Annotated in this window: 10 protein-coding genes; 3 read left to right on the forward strand and 7 right to left on the reverse strand. The window is 69.0% G+C overall.

Going from position 1 to position 26036, the window contains the following annotated elements; genetic code table 11:
• Together OC373_RS16030 and OC373_RS16035 are read right to left on the reverse strand one after the other, a co-directional pair.
• Nucleotides 1-15066 (reverse strand): Ig-like domain-containing protein, encoded by a 15066-nt coding sequence (locus tag OC373_RS16030; RefSeq protein WP_261998072.1) that lies wholly within the window; start codon nt 15064-15066, stop codon nt 1-3.
• A 109-nt stretch (nt 15067-15175) separates the two neighbouring features.
• Entirely contained in the window at nt 15176-17203 is a 2028-nt protein-coding gene (locus OC373_RS16035; protein ID WP_261998073.1) for a hypothetical protein, read from the reverse strand.
• Between the two features lie 477 nt (nt 17204-17680).
• Between OC373_RS16035 and OC373_RS16040 the strand changes: the two genes are divergently transcribed.
• Complete coding sequence (locus OC373_RS16040) at nt 17681-18031, forward strand: helix-turn-helix transcriptional regulator (protein WP_257785241.1); 351 nt, start codon at nt 17681-17683, stop codon at nt 18029-18031.
• 15 nt (nt 18032-18046) lie between these two features.
• Here OC373_RS16040 and ung read toward each other — a convergent pair whose 3' ends face one another.
• The 5 genes from ung to rhlB all read right to left on the reverse strand — a co-directional run bounded on the left by ung (nt 18047) and on the right by rhlB (nt 23064).
• Nucleotides 18047-18766 (reverse strand): uracil-DNA glycosylase, encoded by a 720-nt coding sequence (ung, locus tag OC373_RS16045; RefSeq protein WP_070426084.1) that lies wholly within the window; start codon nt 18764-18766, stop codon nt 18047-18049.
• Nucleotides 18763-19605, reverse strand: coding sequence for a response regulator (locus OC373_RS16050; RefSeq protein WP_261998074.1), 843 nt, complete (start codon nt 19603-19605; stop codon nt 18763-18765). Before OC373_RS16050 ends, ung begins: the two co-directional genes overlap by 4 nt.
• Nucleotides 19606-19612: 7 nt before the next feature.
• Nucleotides 19613-20563: a permease-like cell division protein FtsX gene (gene ftsX, locus OC373_RS16055; protein ID WP_070426086.1), complete on the reverse strand. Its 951-nt coding sequence runs from the start codon at nt 20561-20563 to the stop codon at nt 19613-19615.
• A complete protein-coding gene (ftsE, locus tag OC373_RS16060) occupies nt 20560-21246 on the reverse strand; it encodes a cell division ATP-binding protein FtsE (RefSeq protein ID WP_019183511.1) in 687 nt (228 codons plus the stop codon). The genes ftsX and ftsE overlap by 4 nt, the downstream gene beginning before the upstream one ends.
• 105 nt (nt 21247-21351) lie before the next feature.
• Nucleotides 21352-23064: an ATP-dependent RNA helicase RhlB gene (gene rhlB / locus OC373_RS16065; protein ID WP_070426087.1), complete on the reverse strand. Its 1713-nt coding sequence runs from the start codon at nt 23062-23064 to the stop codon at nt 21352-21354.
• 559 nt (nt 23065-23623) lie between these two features.
• On the opposite strand from rhlB, the gene trxA reads away from it, so the two are divergent.
• Nucleotides 23624-23953 carry a thioredoxin TrxA gene (gene trxA / locus OC373_RS16070; protein WP_019183509.1) on the forward strand — a complete coding sequence of 110 codons (330 nt, stop codon included), beginning with the start codon at nt 23624-23626 and terminating at the stop codon, nt 23951-23953.
• A 222-nt stretch (nt 23954-24175) separates the two neighbouring features.
• Entirely contained in the window at nt 24176-25972 is a 1797-nt protein-coding gene (rho, locus tag OC373_RS16075; RefSeq protein ID WP_261998075.1) for a transcription termination factor Rho, read from the forward strand.
• Nucleotides 25973-26036 lie beyond the last annotated feature (64 nt).

The raw sequence follows: 26036 nt of genomic DNA on the forward strand, positions 1-26036 counted from the left end.
TCAGCGCCCCTCCCCGGCCGCGCGGCCGGGACTGGCAGGCTCGGGGGGATCGTCCAGGCGCAGGCGGTGCAGCACGCGTCCGTCGGCGCCCAGCACCTCGACCGTGGTTGCCGCGGCGATTGGCCCGGACAGCTGCGCTCGCAGTGCCTGGCGCAGCGCCTGCGCACGTTGCAGGGCAAGTGCCTCCTGCCCGGCGCCGGCGCCCACGCTGAGCTGCAGGCGCCCGCCTCCGCGCGTCGACAACGCCCGGGCAGCGGTGTCGATCACCGGCGCACGGTCTGCTCCCAGCTGCGCACTGCCCGTGGCGAACAAGGCGTCGCCGAGTTCAATCCGCGCCGGTCGCGATGCCGGTGCGGGCGCAGCCGGGGCCGAGGCCGTCGTGCTCAATGCACCCTCAGGCATGCGCACACCGAAATCGAAGCGCACCGGCAGCCCTGGAGTGATACGGCGCACCAGCGGGTTGGGCGTGGTGAAGCGTGCCCCGGCCGGCAGCGTGGAGGGATCCACCTTGAGGATGAAGTTGCGCCCGCGCGCCTCGCCGCCCGGAATGCCGACCAGGTGATAGCGGCCGAAGGCATCGGTTTCCATCAGCAGGCCTTCCACCGCTGCGATGCGCACGCCGGGAATGCCACGCTCACCGTCATCCTGGATGCCATTGCCGTTGCGGTCGTCGAAGACGCTGCCCACGATCAGGCTTTCATCGAGCAAGGGATCGGTGCTGATGTCCACCTCGGCCGAGGCCGTGTTGCCGATCGTGCGGTTCTCGCCGTCGATGGCGGTGATGCGGTTGGTGTGCACACCGGTGCCGGTGCCCGCGCCGACGCGCAGGTAGTACACCACCGTCGCCCGCCCGCCGGCAGCCACGTCGATGCCATCGATGCGCAAGGGCTGCACCCCGCTGGTGCGTGCGTCGTTGTCGGCGTCGATCACCGCGAACCCACCGCGCACGAAGGTGAAGCCCGGCGGCAGCGTATCGAGCAGGGTGGCGCCGTTGGCATCCACCTCGCCCACGTTGTCGATCGTCACGGTGTAGCGCACCAGGTCACCGATCTGCGCACTGCGCTTGCCGGCTACCTTGGTCAGGCGCAGCACCGCCTGCTGGCCGGCCACGGTGACTGCGACGTTGGCCTCGGCACACAGCGGGGTGGGGATCGACACATCACAGACGCGGTAGCGGAAGCTGTCGGTGCCAGCGAAATTCGCTGCCGGCGTGTACGTGCAGCTGCCGTTGGCACACGCCACGCTGCCGTGCGTGGGGGCCACCGCGATCTGCAGCGAGCCCGGATCCAGCGGCGCCGTGCGGGCGCTGTCGTTGGCCAGCACGTTGATCACCAGCGGCGCGGAGGTCTCCGCGGTGACGGCATCGTCGGTCAGGGTCAGCACGTTCGGATCGACCACCACCGTCACCGTGGCGCTGGCGCACATGGCCGGGTCGGCGATGTCGCAGACCTGGTAATCGAAGCGCTGCTCGCCGGAGAAGTTGGCCAGCGCGGCGAAGCGGATGCGGGCACGCGGCAGTACCGTGGCCGTGCCATACGGGGGCGGCGCGGTGATGCTGACGGTCACGGTGTCCGGATCGATCGGCGTACCGTTGACGCGGTCGTTGCCCAGCACGTCGATCTCGATCACGCCGTCCTGCGGCATCTCCACCCGATCATCTTCGGCATCCACGCCGGGCTCTCCGGCGGTGACCGTAAGCGTCACGGTGCCGGTATCGCACACGGTGGGCTGGTTGAGCAGGCAGATCGTGTAGGTGGTGCTGTAGCTGCCAGGAGCCAGGCCGGCGGCAACATCGACCCAGCCATCGCTGCTGATGCTCAATGCGTTGGTGGCGACCGGCGCGATGCTCACCTGGGCCGGATCCAGCGGCGCGGTGTTGAACGTGTCGTTGCTGAAGACGTTGAGCAGGCGGGTACGGCCGTCCGGCCCGACCGGGCCTCCCGTGTCATCCACCGCCAGCAGCGCGCCCACCGGGCCCTGCACCAGCACGGTGGCGATGGCGGTGGTGCAGTTGGTCGGCACCCCGTTCTCGCACAGCTGGTAGGCCAGCTGCACCTGCCCGGCCTGCACGCCCGGGGCCACCATGATCTGGCCCTGGTTGTTCATGGTGTAGCCCGGCGTGCTGCCGGTCAGGCTGGCGACCACGCTGCCCACCGGCGGCGGCGAGACGTTGTTGAAACTGTCGTTGTCCAGCACCGAACGGGCGATGGTGCCGCCCACCGACGGATCGACCGGCGTGCTGCTGAAGTCATCGTTGACTGCCAGCACCACGTTGGCCGCGCCGCCCACGTTGAAGGTGAGGGTGGCGGTGCCGCACAGGGCCGCATTCGGCGCGGGCAGGCAGACCTGGTAGGGCACGCTGACCGGCCCGCTGGTACCCACCGGCGGGGTGTAGGTGAAGCTGCCATCGGCATTGAACAGCAGGCCCGGCGGCGTTGCGCCCTGCACGCTCCACACCGAACCGGCCGGCATGTTGTCGTTGCCGGCCACGCTGTTGGCCAGCGTCTGCCCGGCCTGCGCGCTGAAGGTATCCGGCTGCGGGGCAGGACTGACCACGACGGTCACGCTGGCCGTCGCGCAGTTGCCCGGTGCAGCCACTTCGCAGACCTGGTAGGTGACCGTGGTCGGCCCGGAGGTCACCCCGGTCCCGATGCTGATCGTGCCGTCGGGGTTGATGCCGAAGCCTGCCGGTGCACCGACCAGGGTCAGGGTGACGGTGCCGGCGGCAGGCGGCGAGACGCCGTTGAGCGAATCGTTGGCCAGCACGCTGGGCGTGGTGCCGCCCGGGGCGATGCCGCTGAAGCTGTCATCGCCGGCCACCAGCGTGCCGGTGTTGACGTTGAGGGTGACCGCGGCCGTGCCGCACAGCGCCGCGTTCGGCGCGGGCAGGCACACCTGGTAGGTGAAGGTGACCGCGCCCAGGGTGCCGGCCGGCGGCGTATAGGTGAAGCTGCCGTCGGCGTTGAACACCAGGCCCGGCGGCGTTGCGCCCTGTACGCTCCAGCTCGAGCCGGCCGGCATGTTGTCGTTGCCGGCCACCGCGTTCGACAGCACCTGTCCTGCCTGCACGCTGAAGGCATCCGGCTGCGGTGCCGGGCTGACCACCACGTTCACGGTGGCATTGGCGCAGTTGGTGGGCGCGGCTGCCTCGCAGACCTGATACGTGATGCTGGTTGGGCCCGAGGGCACGCCGCTGCCGACGCTGAGCGTGCCGTCCGGATTGATGCCGATGCCGGCCGGCGCACCGACCAGGCTGAGCGTCACCGCGTTCGCCGGCGGCGGGCTGACACCGTTGAGCGAATCGTTGGCCAGCACGCTGGGCGTGCTGCCGCCCGGAGCAATGCCGGTGAAGCTGTCATCGCCGGCCAGCAGCGTGCCGGTGTTGACGTTGAGGGCCACCGACGCGGTGCCACACAGCGCCGCATCCGGTGCCGGCAGGCAGGTCTGGTAGGTGAAGGTGACCGCCCCGGTGGTGCCCACCGGTGGCGTGTAGGTGAAGCTGCCATCGGGGTTGAACACCAGGCCGGTGGGCGCAGGGCCCTGCACGCTCCAGCTCGAGCCGGCCGGCATGCCGTCATTGCCTGCCACACTGTTGGACAGCGTCTGCCCGGCCTGCACCGAGAAGGCATCCGCCTGCGGCACGGGGCTGACCACCACGGCCACCGTGGCGGTGGCGCAGTTGCTCGGCGCCGCCGCTTCGCACACGCGATAGGTCAGTGTGGTGGCACCGGCGGTAACGCCGCCGCCGATGCTGATCGTGCCGTCGGCATTGATCGCGAAACCGGCCGGTGCACCGACCAGGCCCAGGGTCACCGTACCGGCAGAAGGCGGCGACACACCATTGAGCGAATCATTGGCCAGCACGCTGGGCGTGGTGCCGCCCGGGGCGATGCCGCCGAAGCTGTCATTGGCCGCCAGCAGGGTACCGGTGGCGATGTTGAAAGTGACCGTGGCCGTCGCGCACAGCGCTGCATTCGGTGCCGGCAGACAGGCCTGGTAGGTGACGCCGACGACGCCGGTGGTGCCGGCCGGCGGCGTGTAGGTGAAGCTGCCATCGGTGTTGAACACCAGGCCGGGCGGCGTGGCGCCCTGCACGCTGAAGCTCGAACCGGCCGGCAGGTTGTCATTGCCTGCCACCGTGTTTGACAACACCTGCCCGGCCTGCACGCTGAAGGCATCGGCCTGCGGTGCCGGGCTGACCACCACGTTCACCGTGGCGGTGGTGCAATTGCCCGCGGCCGCCGCCTCGCAGACCTGGTAGGTCAGCGTGGTGGTGCCGGAGGTGACGCCGGTGCCGACACTGATCGTGCCGTCGGCGGCGATGCCGAAGCCGGCCGGAGGACCGACCAGGCTTACGTTCACGCTGCCGGCGGCCGGCGGCGACACGCCATTGAGCGAATCATTGGCCAGCACGCTGGGCGTGGACGTGCCCGGGGCGATGCCGGTGAAGCTGTCGTTGCCGGCCAGCAGGGTGCCGCTGTTGACGTTCAAGGTGACCGTCGCGGTGCCACACATCGCCGCGTTCGGCGCCGGCAGGCAGGCCTGGTAGGTGAAGCTGACCGCACCGGTGGTGCCCGATGGCGGTGCGTAGCTGAAGCTGCCATCGGTGTTGAACACCAGGCCTGCCGGCGTCACGCCCTGCACGCTGAAGCTCGAACCGGCCGGCAGGTTGTCGTTGCCGGCCACGGTGTTGTTCACCGACTGCCCGGCCTGCACGCTGAAGGCATCAGCCTGCGGCACCGGACTGACGACCACGGTGATGCTGGCGGTGGCGCAGTTGCTGGACGCCGCCACTTCACAGATCTGGTAGGTCAGCGTGGTGCTGCCCGACACAACGCCGGTGCCGACGCTGACAGTGCCGTCGGGATTGATGCCGAAACCGGTGGGCGCCCCCACCAGGCTCAGCGCCACCGATGCGGCCGGCGGCGGCGACACTCCATTGAGCGAGTCGTTACCCAGCACGCTGGGCGTGGCCGTGCCCGGGGCGATGTTGCTGAAGCTGTCATCGCCGGCCACCAGGGTGCCGGTGTTGACGTTGAGGGTGACCGTGGCATTGCCGCAGACGCTGCCGTTCGGTGCCGGCAGGCAGGTCTGGTAGGTGAAGGAGACCGCACCGAGGGTGCCGGCCGGCGGCGTGTAGGTGAAGCTGCCATCGGCGTTGAAGCGCAGCCCGGCCGGGGCGGTGCCCTGCACGGTCCAGGTCGAACCGGCCGGCATGTTGTCGTTGCCGGACACGGTGCTGGCCAGCTGCTGCCCGGCCTGCACCGAGAACGCATCGGCCTGCGGCGACGGGCCGACCACGACGGTGACGCTGGCGGTATCGCAGTTGTTGGCGGCCGCCGCTTCGCAGAGCTGGTAGGTCAGCGCGGTGGCGCCGGCCGGCACGCCGGTGCCGATGCTGATCGTGCCATCCGGGTTCAGGATGAAGCCGACCGGAGCCCCCACCAGCGACAGCCGCACATCGGCCGCCGGGGCCGGGCTGGCGCCGTTGAGGCGGTCGTTGGCCAGTACGCTGGCCACCGATGTGCCGCCGGCCACCACATTGGTGATCACATCATCGCCGGCGACCAGGTCACCGTTGTTGATGTTCAGGGTGAGCGTGGCGGTGCCGCACAGCGCCGCGTTCGGCGCGGGCAGGCAGGCCTGGTAGGCCACCGTGATCGGCCCGGCGGTGCCGGCCGGCGGTGCATAGGTAAAGCTGCCATCGGCGTTGAAGACGAACCCGGCCGGGGCCGTGCCCTGCACGCTGTAGGTCGAACCGACCGGCATGTTGTCGTTGCCGGCCACGCTGTTGGCCAGCGTCTGCCCGGCCTGCACGGCGAACGCATCGGCCTGCGGCGCCGGGCTGACCACCACCAGCACGCTGGCGGTGTCGCAGTTGGCCGGCGAGGCCGCTTCGCAGATCTGGTAGGTCAGCGTGGTCGGCCCGGACAGCACGCCGGTCCCGACCGTGAGCAGGCCATCGGCACTGATCGAGAAGCCCGACGGGGCACCCACCAGCGACAACGTTACCGACGTCGCCGGCGGCGGCGACACGCTGTTGAGCGAATCATTGGCCAGCACGCTGGTCCCCACCGTGCTGCCCGGCGCGATGTTGCTGAAGGTGTCATCGCCGGCCACCAGGGTGCCGTTGTTGATGCTGATGCTGGCGGTGGTGACGCCACACACTGCGGCATTCGGTGCCGGCAGGCAGGCCTGGTAATTGAAGGTGACCAGGCCCAGCCGGCCCGGCGGCGGCGTATAGGTGAAGGCGCCGGTGGCGGTCAGCACCAGGCCGTCCGGTGCGGTGCCCTGCACGCTGTACTGCGCGCCGGGCGGCACGTTGTCGTTGCCGGCCACGCTGGCCGACAGCGTCTGCCCGACCTGCACGGCGAACGCATCCGGCTGTGGCACCGGACTGACCACCACGGTGACGCTGGCGGTGTCGCAGTTGTTGGCGGCGGCGGCTTCGCAGATCTGGTAGGTCAGCGTGAGCGGACCGGCCACCGCGGTGGATGGCACGCTGAGGGTGCCATCGGCGGTGATCGCGTAACCGGCCGGGGCGCCCACCAGGCTCAGCACCACCGAGGCCGGTGCCGGCGGCGTGGTGCCGTTGAGCGAATCATTGGCCAGCACACTGGCCCCGGAGGTGGTGCCCGGGGCGATGCCGGCCAGGGTGTCGTCTGCGGCGACCAGTGCACCGTTGTTGATGTTGAGGGTCAGCGCGGCGGCGCCGCACAGGTTGGCATTCGGTGCCGGCAGGCAGACCTGGTAGGCCACCACCACCGGACCACGGGTGCCGGCGGGCGGCGCATAGGTGTAGCTGCCGTCGGCGTTGAAGCTGAAGCCTGCCGGCGGCGTACCCGGCAGGCTCCAGCTGGAACCGGCCGGCATGTTGTCGTTGCCGGCTACGCTGGCATCCAGGCTCTGCCCCACCTGCACGGCGGCGGCATCGTCCTGCGGCGCCGGGTTGACCACCACGGTGACGCTGGCATTGGCGCAGTTGGCGGGCGCCACGGCTTCGCAGATCTGGTAGGTCAGCGTGGTCGGGCCGGACATCGCACCGCTGCCGGCGCTGATGGTGCCGTTCGGGTTGAGGGTGAACGCGGCCGGGGCACCGACCAGGCTCAGCACCACGTCGCCCGGCGCGGGCGGGCTGACGCCATTGAGCGAATCGTTGGCCAGCACGCTGGCCGCCGAGGTACCGCCCGGGGCGATGCCGGCCAGCGTGTCGTCACCGGCCAGCAGGGTGCCGTTGGCCACGTTCAGCGTCACCTGGGCGGTGCCGCACAGCGCGCCGTTCGGCGCAGCCAGGCACGCCTGGTAGCTGAAGGTGACCGGGCCGGTGGTACCGGTGGGCGGGGTATAGCTGAAGCTGCCATCGGCAGTGAACTGCAGGCCGGCCGGTGCAGTTCCCTGCAGCGCCCAGCTGGAACCGGCCGGCATCGTATCGTTGCCGGCCACGCTGGCCGACAGCACCTGCCCGGCCTGCACGTTGAAGGCATCATTCTGCGGTGCAGGCAGGATCACCAGCGCGATGCTGGCGGTGTCGCAGTTGCCGGCCGCTGCCGCTTCGCAGGCCTGGTAGGTCAGCGTCAGCGGGCCGGAGACGATGCCGGTGGGCACGGTAAGCACGCCATCCGTGCCGAGCACGACGCCGGCCGGTGCGCCCACCAGGCTGACCACGACAGTGCCGGCGGCCGGCGGCGAAACGCCATTGAGCGAGTCGTTGGCCAGCACGCTGGTACCGGCGCTGCCACCCGGCGCAACCGTGAAGCTGTCATCGAGGGCCAGCAGGGTGCCGTCGTTGATATTGAGCGTCACCGTGGCGGAGCCGCACAGGGCAGCATCCGGCGCGGGCAGGCAAGCCTGGTAGGTGAAGGTCACCGGGCTGGGGGTATTGGCCGGCGCGGTATAGGTGAAGGTGCCATCGGCGTTGAAGACCAGGCCGGCAGGCGCGGGACCCTGCACGGTGAACTGCGCGCCGGCCGGCAGGTTGTCGTTGGCGGCCACGTTGCCATTGCTGATCGTGCCAGCGGCCTGCACCGAATACGCATCGGCCTGCGGCGACGGCGCGATGACCAGGGCCACGGTAGCGGTATCGCAGTTGCCCGGCACGGCGGTTTCGCAGATCTGGTAGGTCAGCGTGGTCGCGCCGGACCGCACCCCCGTCGGCACGGCGATGCTGCCGTCCGGATTGATGACGAAACCGACCGGTGCACCGACCAGGCTGAGCTGCACGCTGGCGGGCGCCGGCGGTGTCGTGCCGTTGAGGCTGTCGTTGGCCAGCACGCTGGGCGTGGTGCCGCCTTCGGCGATGCCGCTGTAGCTGTCGTTGGCAGCCACCAGGGTACCGGTGTTGACGTTGATGGTGGCCGTAGCGGTACCGCACACCGTGGCGTTCGGCGCGGGCAGGCAGGCCTGGTAGCTGAAGGTGACCGCACCGGTGGTACCCACCGGCGGCGTGTAGCTGAAGCTGCCATCGGCGTTGAACGCCAGGCCGGCCGGCGGGGTGCCCTGCACCGCCCAGCTGGCGCCTGCCGGCATCGCGTCGTTGGTCGCCACGCTGGCACCGGTCAGGCTGGCACCGGCCTGCACGGCGAACGCATCGGCCTGCGGCGCTGGTGTCACCACGAAGGTGATGGCCGCGGTGGCGCAGTTGGTGGGCGAAGCGGTTTCGCACAGCTGGTAGGTGAGCGAGGTCGCGCCGGCAGCAGCGCTGGCTGGAATCTGCACGCTGCCGTCGTTGTTGATGACGAAACCGGCCGGGGCGGCCACCAGCAGCAACTGCACGGCGGCCGATGGCGGCGGAGTGACACCGTTGAGGACGTCGTTGGCCAGCACGCTGGGGGTGACCGAGCCTGCGATCAGCGGCGCGGCGAAGGCATCATCGTTGGCGACGATGGCATTCACCGCGATGTCGAGGGTTGCCGTGGCGGTGCCGCACACCGCGGCATCCGGCGCGGGCAGGCAGGCCTGGTAGCTGAAGGTGACGGCGCCCAGGGTGCCGGCCGGCGGCGTGTAGGTGAAGCTGCCGTTGGCGTTGAACACCAGGCCCTGCGGCGGCGATGGCACGCTCCAGCTGGAACCGGCTGGCATGGCGTCATTGCCGGCGACATTGCCGGTGTTGGCCTGGCCGGCCTGCACGCTGATCGTGTCGTTCACCGGCGTTGGCCGCACCACCAGCGCGATGCTGGCGGTGGCGCAGTTGTTGGCGGCCGCCGTTTCGCAGACCTGGTAGGTCAGCGTGGTGGCGCCACTGGCGGCATCGGCCGGCACGGACACCGCGCCGGTGGGGGAGATGCTGAAACCCGCCGGCGCGCCCACCAGCGACAGCGCCACGTTGGCCGATGCTGGCGGACTGAGGCCATTGAGGGTGTCGTTGGCCAGCACGCTGGCCGTGGTGCCACCCGGCGCGATCGCACCGAAACTGTCGTCGTTGGCCAGCAGGGCGCCGTTGTTGATGTTCAGCGTGACCGTGGCCGTCGCGCACACCGCGGTGTTCGGTGCGGGCAGGCAGGCCTGGTAGACGAAGCTGGCCGGGCTGGTGGTGCCGGCCGGCGGTGCATAGGTGAAGCTGCCATCGGCGTTGAAGGTCACCCCGGCCGGCGGCGTGCCCTGCACGGCGAAGGTCGAACCCACCGGCATGCCGTCGTTGCTGGCCACAGTGGCGGTGACGGTCAGCCCCGCCTGCACGGCGAAGGCATCGTTGGCCGGGGCGGGCGCGACCACCAGGGCCACGTTGGCGGTGGCGCAGTTGATGGTCGCCGCCGCTTCGCAGACCTGGTAGGTCAGCGAGACCGCGCCCGATGCGGTGCCGGTGGCGACCGCGATCGTGCCATCGGCGGCGATCGAGAAACCGGACGCCGCGCCGACCAGGCTGAGCACCACCTCATCTGCCAGCGGCGTCGCACCGTTGAGCGTGTCGTTGCCCAGCACGCTGGGCGTCGCGGTGCCGCCGGCGACCGGCGCGGCGATGCTGTCGTCCACCGCGACCAGGGTGCCGCTGTTGATGTTGAGCGTGGCCGTGGCCGTGGCGCAGAGGGCGCTGTCGGGCGCAGGCAGGCAGGCCTGGTAAGTGAAGGTGACCGCGCCGCTGAAGCCCGCTGCCGGGGTGTAGGCGAAGCTGCCATCGGCATTGAACACCAGCCCGGCCGGCGGGGTGCCGACCACGCTGAACTGCGCACCGCTGCCGACGTTGTCGTTGCCCGCCACCGAACTGTTCAGGACCACGCCGGCTGGCGTGGAGAGCGCATCGTCAATGGCCGAAGGTGCCACCACCAGGCGCAGGTCTGCGTTGGCGCAGTTGCCCGGCGCCGCCGCTTCGCACAGCTGGTAGGCCAGCGTCCGCCCACCGGCCGGTACGCCCGCGGCGACGCTCACCGTGCCATCCGGATTCAGGGTGATGCCGGCCGGTGCGCCGGTCAGGCTCAACAGCACATCGGCGGCCGACGGCGGCGTGCTGCCGTTCAACGCATCGTTGAGCAGCACCGAGGGCGTGCTGCCACCGGTAACCGGATTGACCGGCGCGCTGCTGAAGTCATCGTCGTTGGCCGCCAGGCTGCCCACGGTGATGTTGATGTCGGCCGTGGCCGTGGCGCACAGCGCGCTGTTCGGCGCCGGCAGGCAGACCTGGTAGGTGAACGTCACCGGGCTGGCCGCGCCAACCGGCGGCACGTAGGTGAAGCTGCCGCCGCCGCCGAAGCTCAGCCCCGGCGGTGTGCTGCCGACGATGGCGAACACGGCACCGGCCGGCACGTTGTCGTTGTCGCCGACACTGCCGTTCAAGGGCTGGCCCGCGGCGGTGGAATAGCTGTCGTTCTGCGCCGACGGCGTCACCACCAGGCGGATGCTGGCACTGGCGCAGTTGCTGGGCGCGGCGGTTTCGCAGACCTGGTAGTTCAGTACCGTGGCACCGGCGGCGGCGCTGGCGGGCACCTGCAACAGGCCGGCGGCGGTGAGCGCATAACCCGACGGCGCGCCCACCAGGGTCAGGGTCACGCTGCCGACCGGCGGCGGCACGCTGCCATTGAGGCTGTCGTTGAGCAGCACGCTGGTGCTGGTGCTCGCACCCGGTGCCAGCGGCGTGCCGCTGAAGTCATCGTCCATCGCCATCAGGGTGCCGGCATTGACGTTGATGGTTGCCCCGGCCGTGCTGCACAGCGTGCCGTCCGGCGCCGGCAGGCACACCTGGTAGCTGAAGCTCACCGGCCCGGTGAACCCGGCCGGCGGGGTGTACTGGAAATTGCCATCGCGGCCGAGCTGCAGGCCGTCCGGTGCGGCGCCCGACACGGTGAACACCGCGCCCACCGGGGCATTGTCATTGCTGGCCACGCTGCCCGAGAGCAGCTGCCCGGCCGGTGTGGAAAACACGTCGGCCGCAGCGGTCGGCGAGACCACCAGGCGGATCTGTGCCGAATCGCAGTTGCTCGGCAACGCGGTCTCGCACAGCTGGTAGGTCAGCGTGAGCGCGCCGGACGGCACCCCCGCATCGACGTTCAACACCCCATTGGCATCCAGCGTGAAGCCCGACGGCGCGCCGACCAGGCTCAGCAGCACATCGGCCGAGGCCGGCGGCTGGGTCCCGTTGAGGCTGTCATTGAGCAGCACCGACACGGTGCTGCCGCCACCGGCGCCGATCGGCGTCGCGCGGAAATCGTCATCGCCCGCGGCCAGGGTGCCGGCGTTGACGTTGATGGTCACCGTCGCCCCCGCGCACACGGTGGCATTGGGGGCCGGCAGGCACGCCTGGTAAGCGAAGGTGACCGGACCCTGGCTGCCGGCCGGCGGCGTGTAGGTGAAGCCGCCGCCGGCGGCCAGCACCAGGCCCGCCGGCACGGTGCCGGTCACGCTGAAGGTGGCACCAGCGGGGACGTTGTCGTTGCTGCCGACATTGCCACTGACCGGTACGCCCACGGCCGTGCTGACGTTGTCGTTCACCGCCACCGGGGCCAGCAGCAGCTGCACCGCACCGTCATCGCAGTTGGTCGGCAGCGCCGCCTCGCACAGGCGGTAACCGAAGCTGACCGCGCCAGCGGCCGCACCACCGGGCACCGAGACGGTGCCGTTGGTGTTGAGTACGTAGCCGGCCGGTGCACCCAGCAGGCTCAGGATCACCTCGGCCGGCGCAGGCGGAATCGCGCCGTTGATGGTGTCGTTGGCCAGCACGCTGAGGGTGGTGCCACCGGTGGCCGGGTTCAGCAGGCTGTCGCGGTAATCATCATCGTTGGCGACCAGGGTGCCCGCGTTGACGTTGAGGGTTGCCGTGGCGGTACTGCAGACGGTGTTGTACGGGGCGGCCAGGCACGCCTGGTAGCTGAAGGGGGTGGTGCCGGTGTACTGCGCCGGCGGCGTGTAGGTGAAGCTGCCATCGGCATTGAACACCAGCCCCTGCGGCGCGGTGCCGGTGACCGCATAGGTAGTGCCGGCGGAGACGCGATCGTTCACGCCGACGTTGCCGCTGACCGGACGCCCGACCTGGGTGGTGAAGCTGTCGGCCACTGCCTGCGGCGCGATCACCACCGCGATGCTGGCCGTGGTGCAGTTGCCGGTACCCGCCTGGCACAGCTGGTAGGTCAGGTTCACCGGGCCCGCCGGCGTTCCGGCAGGCACCTGCAGTTCGCCGGTGGGCGCGAGGGTGAAGCCGACCGGCGGCGCATTGATCAGCGACAGCGTCGCCTGCGCGGCGGTGATCGGCGCGCCATTGAGGGTGTCGTTGGCCAGCACGCTGGCCGTGGTGCCCCCGTCGCCCTGCACGGGCGTGGCGGTGAAGTCGTCATTCCCGGCGACCACGGCGGCAACGGCTACGTTCAGGGTCACGGTCGCGTCATCGCAGATGCCACCGTTGGGGGCCGGCAGGCAGACCTGGTAGCGGAAGCTGTCCGGCCCGGAATACGTGCCCTGCGCGGTATAGCTGAAGCTGCCATCGGCCGTGACGCTGACCGTGCCGTGGGCCGCGCCCGCCAGCAGGCTGAACACTGCGCCGGTCGGCACGTTGTCGTTGCCGGCCACGGTCTCGGCCAACGCCACGCCGGCGGTCGCGGCGAAGCTGTCGTCCACCGCTTCCGGGGCGATCACCAGCTGCACATTGGCCGTCGCGCAGTTGGTGCCGCCCGGCAGTTCGCAGATCTGGTAAGTGAAGGCATAGGCCCCCGCTGCAGCGCCTGCCGCCACCTGCAGCTGGCCGGCGGTGTTGGCGGTGATGCTGCCCGGCGCACCGCTCAGTGTCAGGCTGACGCCTGCCGGCGTCACTGCCGTGCCGTTCAGGGTGTCGTTGCCGAGCAGGCTGGTGGGGGTGGTACCCGGCTGCAGCGGCGTGGCGAACAGGTCATCGGCGGCGGCCAGCTGGTTGGCGGCCACGCTCACGTTCACCGTGGCCGTGTCGCAGACGGTCGCGTTGGGGGCCGGCAGGCAGAGCTCGTAGGTAAAGCTGTCCGGCCCGGTGTTGGCGTCGGCGGGGGTATAGGTGAAGGTGCCATCGGCGTTGACCACGGCAGTGCCGCGGGCGGCCTGGGTCGCCAGGCTGAAGGCCGAGCCACTCGGGAAGTTGTCGTTCCCGGCCAGGTTGGCGGTCAGCGGCCGCCCGCCACCAGGCGTGCTGACCGTGTCGTCCACGGCATCCGGGCTGATCACCAGGGTGGCGGTGGCAGTGGCGCAGTTGGCCGGCGCCGCGTTGTCGCAGAACCGGTACGTCAGCGACAGCGGGCCGGCTGCAGCGGTCGGCGGCACGACGAGGGTGCCGTTGGGGTTGATCGAGAAGCCCGTGGGCGCACCCACCAGGCTGAGCGTCACCTGCGCCTGCGGCACCGCGTTGCCATCGTAGGTGTCGTTGCCCAACACCGTGGGCGTCGTGCCGCCGGCACCGGGCCGCAAGGGTGCACTGAAGGTGTCATCGACAGCGACCAGCACATTGGCATCGACCAGCACCGATGCCGTGGCGGTGGAACAGACACTGCCATTCGGCGCGGGCAGGCACACCTGGTAGGGAATCGATGCCGGCTGGGTGATGCCCCCGGTGGGCGCGTAGGTCAGGGTGCCGGTGCTGCTGATGGTCGCCCCGGGCACCGGCGTGCCGGAGGCGCTGTAGGTGGCGCCGGCCGGTGCGTTGTCATTGCTGGCCAGGTTGCCGCTGAGCGTGCCCGCCCCGGCCAGGGCATTGAAGCTGTCGTCGACGGCGGTGGGCGTGATGATCAGGCTGGCGCTGGCGGTGGCGCAGTTGGTCGGCGATGCGTTTTCGCAGATCTGGTAGCCGATCGACGTTGCGCCCGCAGCGGCACCGGCCGGCACCGCGATGACGCCTGCGCTGTTGATGGTGAAGCCGGCCGGCGCGTTCTGCAGTGAAATGATGAGGTTGCCGCCCACCACCGGGGAGCCGTTCAAGGTGTCGTTGCCCAACACCGTGGGCGTGCTGCCACCGGTGGTGGAAGAAAGGGGCGTGGCGAAGCTGTCGTTGACCGCCACCAGCGCGTTGGCCTGCACCGGCACCGCTGGCGTGCTGGCGGTGTTGTCGCCGGGGGTCGGGTCGGTGGTGCCCGTGGGCAGTACCAGCGACACGGTGTTGGCCGGCACCGTGGCCGGGGTGGCGGCAGGTGCGGTGCCATTCACCAGCAGCACCACGCTGTCACCCACGCCGACGTTGACCAGCACGTTCACGGCATTGCCGCTGCCGCTGGGCTGGGCGCACGACGACGCAGCGGTGGTCGGCTGGCAGCTCCAGGTGACGTTGGTCAGCAGCGAAGACACCGTATCGACCACGCCCACGCCGCTGGCCGCGGACGGCCCGGCGTTGCTGACCTGGATGCGGTACTGCACCGCGCCACCGGCGGCCACCGGGGTGGCGCTGACCAGGGCCTTGCTGACGCTCAGCTGCGCCTGCAGCGCCAGGGCATTGGTATCGGTGGCGCTGTTGTTGCCGGGCGTGGGGTCGGCCACATCGGTGGGCGCGGTGACGGTGGCGGTGTTGTTGAGCGGGTTCGGGTAGCTCTGTGCCAGCAGCGGCGGTGGCAGCAGCAATGCCAGCACGGCCATGGCCTGCGCGATGCCGGCCGAAGCCCTGCCTGCCCTGCGCTGCCTGCCCGTTGCTGCCATGCGTTCATCCTCGAAAGCTTGCCCTGGCCTGTTGCAGGCACGCGGCATCGGTGGTCCTGTCATTCATCCGCAAGGGGCGTCCCCTGCACGCACTGCACTGCACCGGCCGCTAGTACGCGCCCGGGTTGTTGCTGAAACTGACCGGGACGCTGATCGTGGCCTGCCCGCCGTTGATCAGATTCACGCCGGCATTCACCGCATTGCCGCCCACCGCACCGCCGCTGGCCGCCGCGCAGGTGCTGCCGCTGGTGGCACTGCAGGTCCATGCGCCGCGCAGCGTGGTGCCGCTCGGCAGGCTGTCGGTGACCACGGCATTGGTGACGGCATCCGGGCCGTCGTTGCGGACCAGCAGCGTGTAGGTCGCGGTGCCGCCCGGGGTGTAGGTGCCGCTGCCGTCGGTCTTGGTGATCGACAGATCCGCCTGACGCGTTCGATTGGTGATCCGGCACACCAGCGTCACGGCCGTGGCCGTCATCGCCGGCGCCTGCAGGGTGAAGCTGCCGCCGCTGCCGGAAGAGACCACGGTGTTGTTCTGGTCGGTGCACTGCCAGGTGCTGGCATAACGGCTGAGCGTGGTACCGGCCGCGGCCGCTTCGGCCAGCGCGTAGCTGCCGCCGGGCACCGTGATCACCGTGGCCGTCGCGCCGTTGTTGCCGACGTTGCTGGCCGAGCCGACCGTGCTGCCGTTGTAGGTGATGGACAGATTGAACCGCCCGGTATCGCTGGTGGGCTGCAGGTCCTTGACCAGCTGCAGTGTCGCCGCGCACGCCTGGGTGATGCCTTCGACGGTGAAGACCGCCTGTCCGATGCGGATGCCGAGCAGGGCCAGCAGGTTGTCCACCAGCCCGCCCAGCAATGCGGTCAGCACCGGCGTGACCACAGCGTTGACCTGGGTGCGGATCGGCGTCAGCAACGTGTTGACGATGCCGTTGACGAGGTCCGCCACCGGCAGCGGCAGTGCGATGCCGCCCAGCAGCGTGACCGTGGGGTTGCCACTGGTCACCTGGATGCTGAGCGAGTTGACCAGGGTCGAGACCATCGTCGCCGCGCTGACCGTGCCGGCGCTCAGCGTGCGGGTCTGTGGATACGGACCGGTGAAGCTCGCGCTCTGCAGGCCGGGCGTGGCAGTGGCGAAACTGCGGATGCTGACCGTCAGCGGGATGGTGATGTCGGCGATCGGCGTGAGCAGGCCGAGCACATTGGCCGACACCCGCACCCGCACGCTGAGCGAGGTCAGCGTCGCCGCGCTCAGCGCGGTATCGGTGAGCACCGTCGTGCGGTTGAAGAAGGTCGCATCGCTGATCTGGCCGACATACAGGTTCACCAACCCCGGACGCGCCTGCAGCGTGACCGCGTTGCCGACCAGGTTGATCGCCGAGATCGCTCCTTCGGCGCGTGCGACATCGGCGTAGACCTGCAGATGCAGGACATCGGCAGTGATGCTGGTGTTGGAGAGGGTGACGCCCAGCAGGTTCAGGCCACTGAGCGCCGCCGAGAGCGTGCCCGTGTTCAAACCCTGCACCAGGTCCAGATCGAGCTTGATGCGGATCGCCGCGCTGTGGAATGCCGCGCCGGCCGCGCCGCAGGTGTACACCGGCGGCTCGACCACCTGCAGCCACAGGCGCACGTTGGCCACGCCGTTGAGGCCAAGTGCCGAGGTGTTGACCGTGATCGGCGTGGGCGTGGTGAGTACGTTGCGGAAGTTGTAGAGCTGCACACCGCCGGTAAGCAGGTCCAGCACGTTCAGGCGCACGGTCGCCAGCGAGCCGGTGGGCAGCGCGATCTGCAGGATGTCGGCCAGGCGGATGCTGCCGCCTACGCCCGCCGCGCCGAGCGGCAACGCATTGAGGACATTGGCGGCCGCGGTCTGCCCGTCCGCCTGCAGGACCTGCACCATCGCCGCACGCAACTGGCCGAGGGTGATGCTGGCGTTGAGCACCTGGCTGGGATCACTGACCACCACGCCGCCGTTGAGCTGGGTCAGCAACGCGTTGAGATTGATGTTCGCCCCGGCCAGGTTGTTCCAGTCGGCCACGCTGAGATTGACCGCGGTGCCCGGCAGCAACGCACCGAACAGCAGATTGAGCACCGGGCTCTGGGTGGAATCGATCGAGGCCAGGCGCGGGCCTGCACTCACGCAGGCGCCAGCCGTGCAGGCCGATTGCGCGGCGGCCGATGAAATACCGGCACTTAATGCGAACAGCATCACAAATAACAGCGAAATCGCTCTCAAACTGAATCGCCGTAACGCCAACTTCACAACAGAAACTTTATCCATCGGCCATCCCCTGCGTCCTGGCCGAAGCGGTCTTTCACGGGCCGGTGGATACCGACCATGATCGACAGGGCATCGGCCTGCTTCCGATGTTTTGGATGTCCCGGCGCGTCATGGCCGGCTTGAGGGATTAACTACGTGCACGCAGGTAAACCGTCAAACCGGCCGTGTCGCGTGCAGGGGGAAGTTTCACTGTCGCTCGTGGATTCATCGGCGGAGCGATTGCAACGGCAAGGGCGGCAAGCAGTTCTGTACAGACCGAAAAAAGAATCGCTGCCCGGTAAGTATCGATAACCATCCACTGTTCAAGGAACGAGAAAGGGGAAGGCCATGTTGGCGATGTCGGATCGAATTCGCGCAGCACGCACCAGCGCAGGGATGTCACAGACGCAGTTGGCAGTGGAAACCGGGGTCAAGCGCAGTGCCGTCGCGCAATGGGAGCGCCGGGGAGGAACGCATCCGAGTGTGTCGCACCTGGTGCACATCGCCGTCAGTACGCGGGTGCGATTCGAGTGGTTGGCCACCGGTCGCGGCGTGTGCAAGGCCAGCGGGGAGGAACTGATGTTGACCGCGCCCGCACAGGACTACGTGCGCGATGACCTGGAGGGCAACATCCTGTCGCTGCTGCGGCGGTTGCCACCGCGCAAGCGGCAGGTGGCGCAGTCCATCATCGAGATGCTGGCCGTGTAGGCCACGGCCGGGCGCTCAGGCCGGCAGTTCCAGCGCGGCACGCGGCGGCAGCGACCAGTCGATGCGCGCGTTGCCGCGGCGCTGCAGGTACTCATTGGCCATCGAAAAATGGCGGCAGCCCAGGAAGCCGCGATGCGCCGACAGCGGCGAAGGGTGCGGTGCCTTGAGCACGCGGTGCCGGCCGGTATCGATGACCTTGCCCTTCTGCTGGGCGTAGCTGCCCCACAACAGGAACACCAGGCCCTCTCGCTCGCGGTTGAGCGTATCCACCACATGGTCGGTGAAGCCCTCCCAGCCACGCCGCTGGTGAGAGCCGGCGTTGCCCGCCTCCACCGTCAGCACCGCATTGAGCAGCAGCACCCCGCGGTGCGCCCACGGCAGCAGGCAGCCGTGGTCCGGGCGCGGGATGCCCAGATCGGCCTCGATCTCTTTGTAGATGTTGAGCAGCGACGGCGGTACCGGCACGCCCGGCATCACCGAGAAGCTCAGGCCGTGCGCCTGGCCGTACCCGTGATACGGATCCTGGCCGAGGATGACCACCTTGACCTGGTCGAAGGGCGTGGCATCGAAGGCGGCAAAGATCTGCGGGCCCGGTGGGAACACCTGGGCTCCGGCCGCTTTGCGCTGGCGCAGAAAAGCGGACAACTCCCGCATGTCCGGCCGCAGCAGGTAATCACCGATACGCGTCTTCCAGCTCGGTTCGAGCTGGATGCTGGGTACTACATCGTCATTCATCGCACTGCAGGCTTGTCGTTGAGGCGGGACAGACGCAGCTGGAACAGCACCTTGGTGATGAGCAGCCGCTCTTCGATCGGCTTCTGCACCAGATCGTTGGCACCGGCCTGGAGCAGACCGGATTGATTGTGCGGGTTGCCGTCGCCGGTCATCACCAGCACCGGCAGGCGGCGTTTGCCGTAGCCGAAATCCACGCGGACGCGCTGCACCACGTCGCGACCACTGAGCTCGCCCTTGAGCGTGACATCGGTCAGCACCAGGTCGATGCGATGGCTGCTGCGGCCAAGCGACTCGGCGGTGAGCAGCGCGAACGCATCTTCGGCGGTCAGCACGTGCAGCACGTTCAGGCCCTGCCGTTCGAGCATGCGCTTGGTCGCCTCGGCGACGACGCGGCTGTCTTCAACGTACAGGATCGTCGCGCCGGGAATCGTCTCCGGCTGCACATAGCCGCGGATGAAGGTGGCCAGCGCTTCGTGACCGAGCGCCTTGTCGAAATAGTCGGTGACGTACTCGGTGAAGCGACGCTGCTCCAGATGCTGCTGCGCATCGCCGGAGACCACGATCACCGGTACGTAGGCCTGCCCCGCGGCGTCGCGCACGATGCGCGCCAGGTCGAGCCCGTCGCCATCGCTCAGCGTGAGCGAGGTGGTGACCAGGCTGACCGGGCCGGCATCCAGCGCCGCCCGCGCCTCGGCGATGCTCGCACAGCCCACCACCTCCACCGCCGGCAGTTCGCGTTGCAGCACATCGGCGATCAACTTGCGGACCAGCCGGGAGCCATCGACGACCATCACGCGCGGTGCGTCGTCGACGAGGTGCTTGAGGGCTTGCGGAAGCATGCGGGGCTCAGGTTTCGGTGGGACGGGTCTGGCGCAGGAAATGTCCCGTCACCAGCCAGGCGCCCAGCCAGCCCAGCACCACGGTGCCGAGCAGCACGAACGAGGAATGCAGCAGGTCCAGACCATGCAGCACGAACGGGCTGCCATAACTATGCGAGAGCGCGGCCAGCGGCGGGCGCAGCGCCAGCCCGGCGGCACCGATCAGGGCCAGCGCCACCGCGCCGGCGCCCAGGCCGTACCACGCGCCCAGGTACAGGAACGGGCGACGGATGAAGCCATCGCTGGCACCGAGCAGCTGCAGCACGCCGATCTCATCGCGGCGGGCCTGGATATCCAGGCGCACCGTGTTGCCGACCACCAGCGCGGCACCGAGCCCGAGCAGCACCGACAACACCTGCACCAGGCGCGTGCCGAAGCCCAGCCAGCCATCCAGCCGCTTGCGCCACAGTGCATCGTGCTGCACCAGGTCGGCCTGCGGCAGGGCTTCCAGCGACTGCGCCAGGCGCGCGTCATCGGCGCCCTCGCCCGGGGTCACGATCAGCAGCGTCGGCAGCGGGTTGTCGTGCAGCGCATCGATCGCTTCGCCGAGCCCGGCACTTTCGCGCAGCTCCTGCAGCCCCTGCTCCGGCGTCTGCACGGTCACCTTGGCCACGTCGGCGCGGGCGCGCAAAGTCTCGGCGACCTGGCCGGCCGCATCGGCCCCGGCATCGGTCTTGAGGAACAGATTGATGTCGCGCGACTGCTGCACGCTGCCGGCGAAGTGCTTGAGGTTGTCCAGCGCGATCGACAGGCCCAGCGGCAGGGCCAGCGCCAGCGCCATGACCATCACCGTGAGCAGGGTCGCCCACGGCTTGCGCCAGGCGCGGCCGAGGCTGAAGACCACGCTGTGGCCATGATGGTGCAGCCACACGCCCAGGCGCGAAGGCGCGGCGGTTTCCTTGGTCACCGGAGTATTCATTCGGCCAGGTCCTGCGGCGAGATGTCATCGACCAGGCGGCCGTGGTCCAGGATCAGCACGCGCTTGCGCATGCGCCGCAGCAGGGCCAGATCGTGGCTGACCACCAGCACGCTGGTGCCGCGGTCGGGCAGTTCGGCGAACAACGCCATGATTTCTGCCGCCAGGGTCGGATCGAGATTGCCGGTTGGTTCATCGGCGACCAGCAGCTTGGGCTCGCCGACAATCGCACGGGCGATGCCGACGCGCTGCTGCTCGCCGGCCGACAACTGCGAGGGGAGCGCTTTTTCGCGATGACCCAGGCCCATCCGTTCGAGCACCGAGCGCACGCGCTTGCCGATCTCGTTGCGGCGGGTGCCACGCAGGATCAGCGGCAGGGCGACATTCTCGGCGATGCTGCGGTCCATCAGCAGGCGGTGGTCCTGGTAGACCGCACCGACCTCGCGCCGATGCCGCGGAATACTGCCGCCGCGCACCTTCAGCAGGTTGCGCTCATCGAAGATCACCGCGCCGCGGCTGGGCCGCTCGTCGAGATGGATCAACTTGAGCAGGGTGCTCTTGCCCGCACCGGAATGACCGGTAACGAACAGCATCTCCCCGGGGGCGACATCGAAGCTGACGTCCACCAGTGCCTGGTGGCCGCCGGCATATTGTTTGCTGACATTGTCAAAACGCAGGACGCTCATCCCCTGATTATGCAGGACGAGCGTGGCGCGTAGGTAACGGCAACCTGATGGGGGGTCTGATCGGTAGCGCCGGCCAGCGGCCGGCACTGCCTCAGCCGTCAGGTCTTACGAACCGGAGAGCATCCGGCGGATCTTGCGGCCCAGGCGGGTCAGGAACGAGGCGCCCGGATCGGCGGCCGGCGTGCCGCGCATCGGCTTGGCGGTCACCTGCACCGGGGTCACCGGGCCGGTGGCTGCCGCGCCTTCGGCACCTTCGACCGGACGGCCGTGGCGGCGACGACGACGCTTGCGCGGGGCGCGCTCGCCTTCCACGGCGGGGCTGCCCTCGGCGGACGGGGCGGCGGTCGGTGCGAGCTGCGACTTGGCCACGGCATCGGCGGCGGCAGCCACCGGCTGCTCGCCTTCCACGCGCGGCTTGCGCTCACGGCGCGGCTTGCCATCGGCACTGCGCTCACCCGGGGCGCGGCGCTCGCCGCGGCCACCGGACGGCTTGCCGCCGCGGCTGCTGCCACCGCCACGACGCTGCTCTTCCGCCGCACGCGCTTCGCGCGCTTCACGGAAGATCTGGCCGACGCTCTCGTTCTCGTCGCCCTCGGCATCACCCTCGCCTTCGGGCGACGGTGCACGCGGCGCGCGCGGAATCGGGGTGAGGATTTCGCTGGTGACCGGCTCGACCGGAATCTTCTGGTCGATGTAGGCCTCGATATCCGGCAGGCCCATCGCGTAGCGCTCGCAGGCGAAGCTGATCGCATCACCCTCTTCGCCCAGCCGCGCGGTGCGGCCGATGCGGTGCACGTAGTCTTCCGCATCGAACGGCAGGTCGTAGTTGTAGACGTACTTGATGCCGTCGATGTGCAGGCCGCGGGCGGCCACATCGGTGGCCACCAGGATTTCCAGCTGGCCCTTCTGGAAGCGGTTGAGCAGGCTTTCGCGCTTCTTCTGCGGCACATCGCCGGACAGCACGCCGACGCGGTAGCCAGCCTTCTCCAGCGAACGCGCGACGCGCTCGACGAACACCTTGGTATTGACGAACACCATGGTGCGGGCGCCTTCGCTGCGCGAGAGCAGGCCCAGCAGCAGCGGGATCTTCTCTTCGTCGGCCGGGAAGTAGATGCGCTGGCGCACGCGGGCGGCGGTGATCGATTCGCTCTCCACCACCAGCTTCTGCGGCTCGTTCATGTGCTCATAGGCCAGCTCCAGCACGCGGTGGCTGAGCGTGGCGCTGAACAGCAGCGTCTGGCGCGTGGTGCGCTCGGGCATGCGGCGCAGCAGGAAGCGGATGTCCTTGATGAAGCCCAGGTCGAACATGCGGTCGGCTTCGTCGAGCACGCAGATCTCGCAGGCATGCAGCGAAACCACCTTGTGCTGCTTGACGTAATCGATCAGGCGGCCCGGGGTGGCGATGATCACGTCCACGCCCTGCTGCAGGATCTCGCGCTGCTTGTCGTAATCCACGCCACCGTAGACCAGCGCGAAGCGCAGGCCGAGGTCGGAGCCGAACTTCACGGCGTCCTTGTGGATCTGGATGGCCAGCTCGCGGGTCGGCGCCAGGATCAGCGCGCGCGGATCTTCCGGCTTGCGGTCGGCCAGCGCCGGGCGGGTCAGCAGGCGGTTCACCACGGCGACCAGGAAGGCCAGGGTTTTGCCGGTGCCGGTCTGGGCCTGGCCGGCGACGTCGCCGCCGGGCAGCGCGACCGGCAGGGTCAGCGCCTGGATGGGCGTGCAACGGGTGAATCCGGCTCCTTCAAGGCCGGCCTGCAGGGCCGGATGCAGCTCGAAGGAGGAGAAGGTCAAATCGGTCAGCGGTTTGTCGCTCATGAGTCCGTCTTGGTAAGGCCATCCCGGCAGAGGTGCGGGGTGGCTTGCAATCTTGGGGGGCACCGTCGCAAACGGCCCCTGCGCCGGGATTGGCAGGGCCGGACTCCAGGTCCAGGGCGCCGCACAATGCCCCAGTTTAGCGCAATGTCGGCGTCAAACCGGGATCACCCGTCGCGCAGCGCCATGAGAATGCCCGCCCGGCGTGCTTTTTGCGGCAGGTTTCAGGCCTTGGAAGGCTCTCCACCTCGCATTCACCGGCCCTGCCGCCGGTTGAACGGGGTGGCGGGAAGGGCTGGAAGCGTCGTGCCGGCCCCCGCATATCAACCAGGATCGTCGCGATAACGCAGGTGGGCGATCACGGGACGCTTCTTTCCAACCAGCGTCTGTCCGGTCACGGCGATAGCGGTACACTGCGCCCCGTGAGCGTCCAGGCATCCGCCGAACGCACCGCTGGCCGCCCGCGGCCACGAGGCACCAGACGAGGGTGACGCCCGGTTGGCGTTGCCCAAATTCAACTTCCTCCGGCCCTGCCGGGTGCATTACCAGACGAGAAACCAAGATGAGCGACAAGGTTGTACATGTCGGCGACGCCGACTTTGATAGCGCAGTGCTGAATTCCAAGGAACCGGTGCTGGTCGATTTCTGGGCCGAATGGTGTGGTCCCTGCAAGATGATCGCCCCGGCCCTGGACGAACTGGCCGACGCCTACAACGGCCGCGCCAAGATCGCCAAGGTCAACGTGGACCAGAACCGTGCCCTGGCCGCCAAGTACCACGTGCGCTCGATCCCGATGCTGCTGGTGTTCAAGGACGGCGAAGTCCAGGCCCAGCAGATCGGTGCCGTCGGCAAGGCCCAGCTGGCCGGCATGCTCGACAAGGCCCTGGCCTGATCGCTGCAGGCAGCCGGCCCCGCCCGGCTGCCACGCGGGCCCATCGCCCGCATGAATGACCCCGCCCCACCCGGCTTGCGCGCTGCCGCGAGCCGGTGTTAGTGTCGGCATATCCGGCCGCATTCGCGCGCCGCATCTTCTGGACGCAGTTTCCTTCCAGATCCTTTCCCAACGTTCGCCGCCCTGCCGGGCGCTCGCACCTTCTAGCGAGGAATCCAGCACTTGTCCGATATCACTACTTCCGAACCCGGGAGCGCCGACGCGCCCGCCGAGAAGCGCGTGCGCAAGCCGCGCGTCGCCAAGGCCGCCGCCAACACCGCTGCCGAGGCAGGTTCCCCCCCCTCACAACCCGCTCTGCCTCTGGCTGCCGCGTCTGACGCGCCGGCGCCGGCTGCTGCTCCTTCGGCAGCCCCGCAGGCATCGGCGCCGGCAGCTCCTGCCGGTGGCGACGCATCGCCCTCCCAGGGCGGTGGTCAGCAGGACACCGGCGACGGTGGCCAGCGCAACCAGAATGGCCGGCACCAGAACCAGAACCAGCAGGGCGGGCAGAACCCGTACCAGCAGGGTCAGGGCCAGAACCAGGGCCAGGGCCAGGGCCAGGGTCAGGGCCAAGGCAACCGCCGCGACCGTTTCCGCAATCGCCGTGACCGCAACCGCGGTGGCGATCGCTACAACGATGACGGCATGCCGCAGGACAACGGCGAACAGCAGCCGTTCGTGCGCAGCCAGCAGGCCAACGTGCCCGAAGGCTTCCCGGTCTATTCGCTGAGCGACCTCAAGCGCATGCCGGCGCAGAAGCTGCTGGAAATCGCCGAGCAGCTGCAGATCTCCGAAGGCGTGGCCCGTGCCCGCAAGCAGGACGTGATCTTCGCCCTGCTCAAGGTGCTGACCCGTCATGGCGACGGCGTCGCCGCCGACGGCGTGCTGGAAATCCTGCCCGACGGCTTCGGCTTCCTGCGTGCGGCCGAAGCCAGCTACCTGGCCGGCCCGGACGATACCTACATTTCGCCCAGCCAGATCCGCCGCTTCAACCTGCGCACCGGCGACCACCTGTCCGGCCGCATCCGCTTCCCGAAGGACGGCGAACGCTACTTCGCGCTGTCGATCGTGGACACCATCAACGGTGAGCCGCTGGAAGCATCCAAGAACAAGGTGCTGTTCGAGAACCTGACCCCGCTGTTCCCGCGCAAGCGCTTCACCCTGGAACGCGGCAACGGTTCGTCCGAAGACATCACCGGCCGCATCCTCGATCTGATGGCACCGCAGGGCAAGGGTCAGCGTTCGCTGATCGTCTCCCAGCCCAAGGCCGGCAAGACGATGATGATGCAGCAGGTGGCCACGGCGATCACCACCAATCATCCGGACGTGCACCTGATCGTGCTGCTGATCGATGAGCGCCCGGAAGAAGTGACGGAAATGCAGCGCACCGTGCGCGGCGAAGTCATCAGCTCCACCTTCGACGAGCCGGCCGCCCGTCACGTGCAGGTCGCCGAAATGGTGATCGAGCGTGCCAAGCGCCTGGTCGAGCACAAGAAGGACGTGGTGATCCTGCTCGACTCGATCACCCGCCTGGCGCGCGCCTACAACAACGTGGTACCCAGCTCCGGCAAGGTGCTCACCGGTGGTGTGGATGCCAACGCACTGCACCGTCCGAAGCGCTTCTTCGGCGCCGCGCGCAACGTGGAGGAAGGCGGCAGCCTGACCATCATCGCCACCGCGCTGGTCGATACCGGCAGCAAGATGGACGAGGTGATCTACGAAGAGTTCAAGGGCACCGGCAACAGCGAAGTGCACCTGAGCCGCCGCATCTCTGAAAAGCGCGTGTTCCCGGCGATCGACATCAACCGCTCGGGCACCCGTCGCGAAGACCTGCTGATCGAACCGGAACTGCTGCAGAAGATCTGGATCCTGCGCAAGCTGCTGCATCCGATGGATGAAATGGCCGCGATGGAATTCCTGCTCGACAAGATGAAGAACACCAAGTCCAACGACGAGTTCTTCGGTTCAATGAAGCGCTGATACGCGTTTCAGGCGAACAGACAAAGGCCCCGCATCGCGGGGCCTTTTTCGTTGAGGGGGATGT

It is taken from the genome of Stenotrophomonas sp. Ste96 (genome assembly GCF_024519495.1).
GTDB classification, from domain to species: domain Bacteria; phylum Pseudomonadota; class Gammaproteobacteria; order Xanthomonadales; family Xanthomonadaceae; genus Stenotrophomonas; species Stenotrophomonas bentonitica_A.

What these genes read in the sequence shown, in the direction of transcription:
- trxA (WP_019183509.1), top strand. Translation starts at nt 23,624, where the DNA reads ATGAGCGACAAGGTTGTACATGTCGGCGACGCCGACTTTGATAGCGCA.
- ung (WP_070426084.1), bottom strand. Translation starts at nt 18,766, where the DNA reads ATGAATGACGATGTAGTACCCAGCATCCAGCTCGAACCGAGCTGGAAG.
- OC373_RS16050 (WP_261998074.1), bottom strand. Translation starts at nt 19,605, where the DNA reads ATGCTTCCGCAAGCCCTCAAGCACCTCGTCGACGACGCACCGCGCGTG.
- rhlB (WP_070426087.1), bottom strand. Translation starts at nt 23,064, where the DNA reads ATGAGCGACAAACCGCTGACCGATTTGACCTTCTCCTCCTTCGAGCTG.
- OC373_RS16040 (WP_257785241.1), top strand. Translation starts at nt 17,681, where the DNA reads ATGTCGGATCGAATTCGCGCAGCACGCACCAGCGCAGGGATGTCACAG.
- ftsX (WP_070426086.1), bottom strand. Translation starts at nt 20,563, where the DNA reads ATGAATACTCCGGTGACCAAGGAAACCGCCGCGCCTTCGCGCCTGGGC.
- ftsE (WP_019183511.1), bottom strand. Translation starts at nt 21,246, where the DNA reads ATGAGCGTCCTGCGTTTTGACAATGTCAGCAAACAATATGCCGGCGGC.
- OC373_RS16030 (WP_261998072.1), bottom strand. Translation starts at nt 15,066, where the DNA reads ATGGCAGCAACGGGCAGGCAGCGCAGGGCAGGCAGGGCTTCGGCCGGC.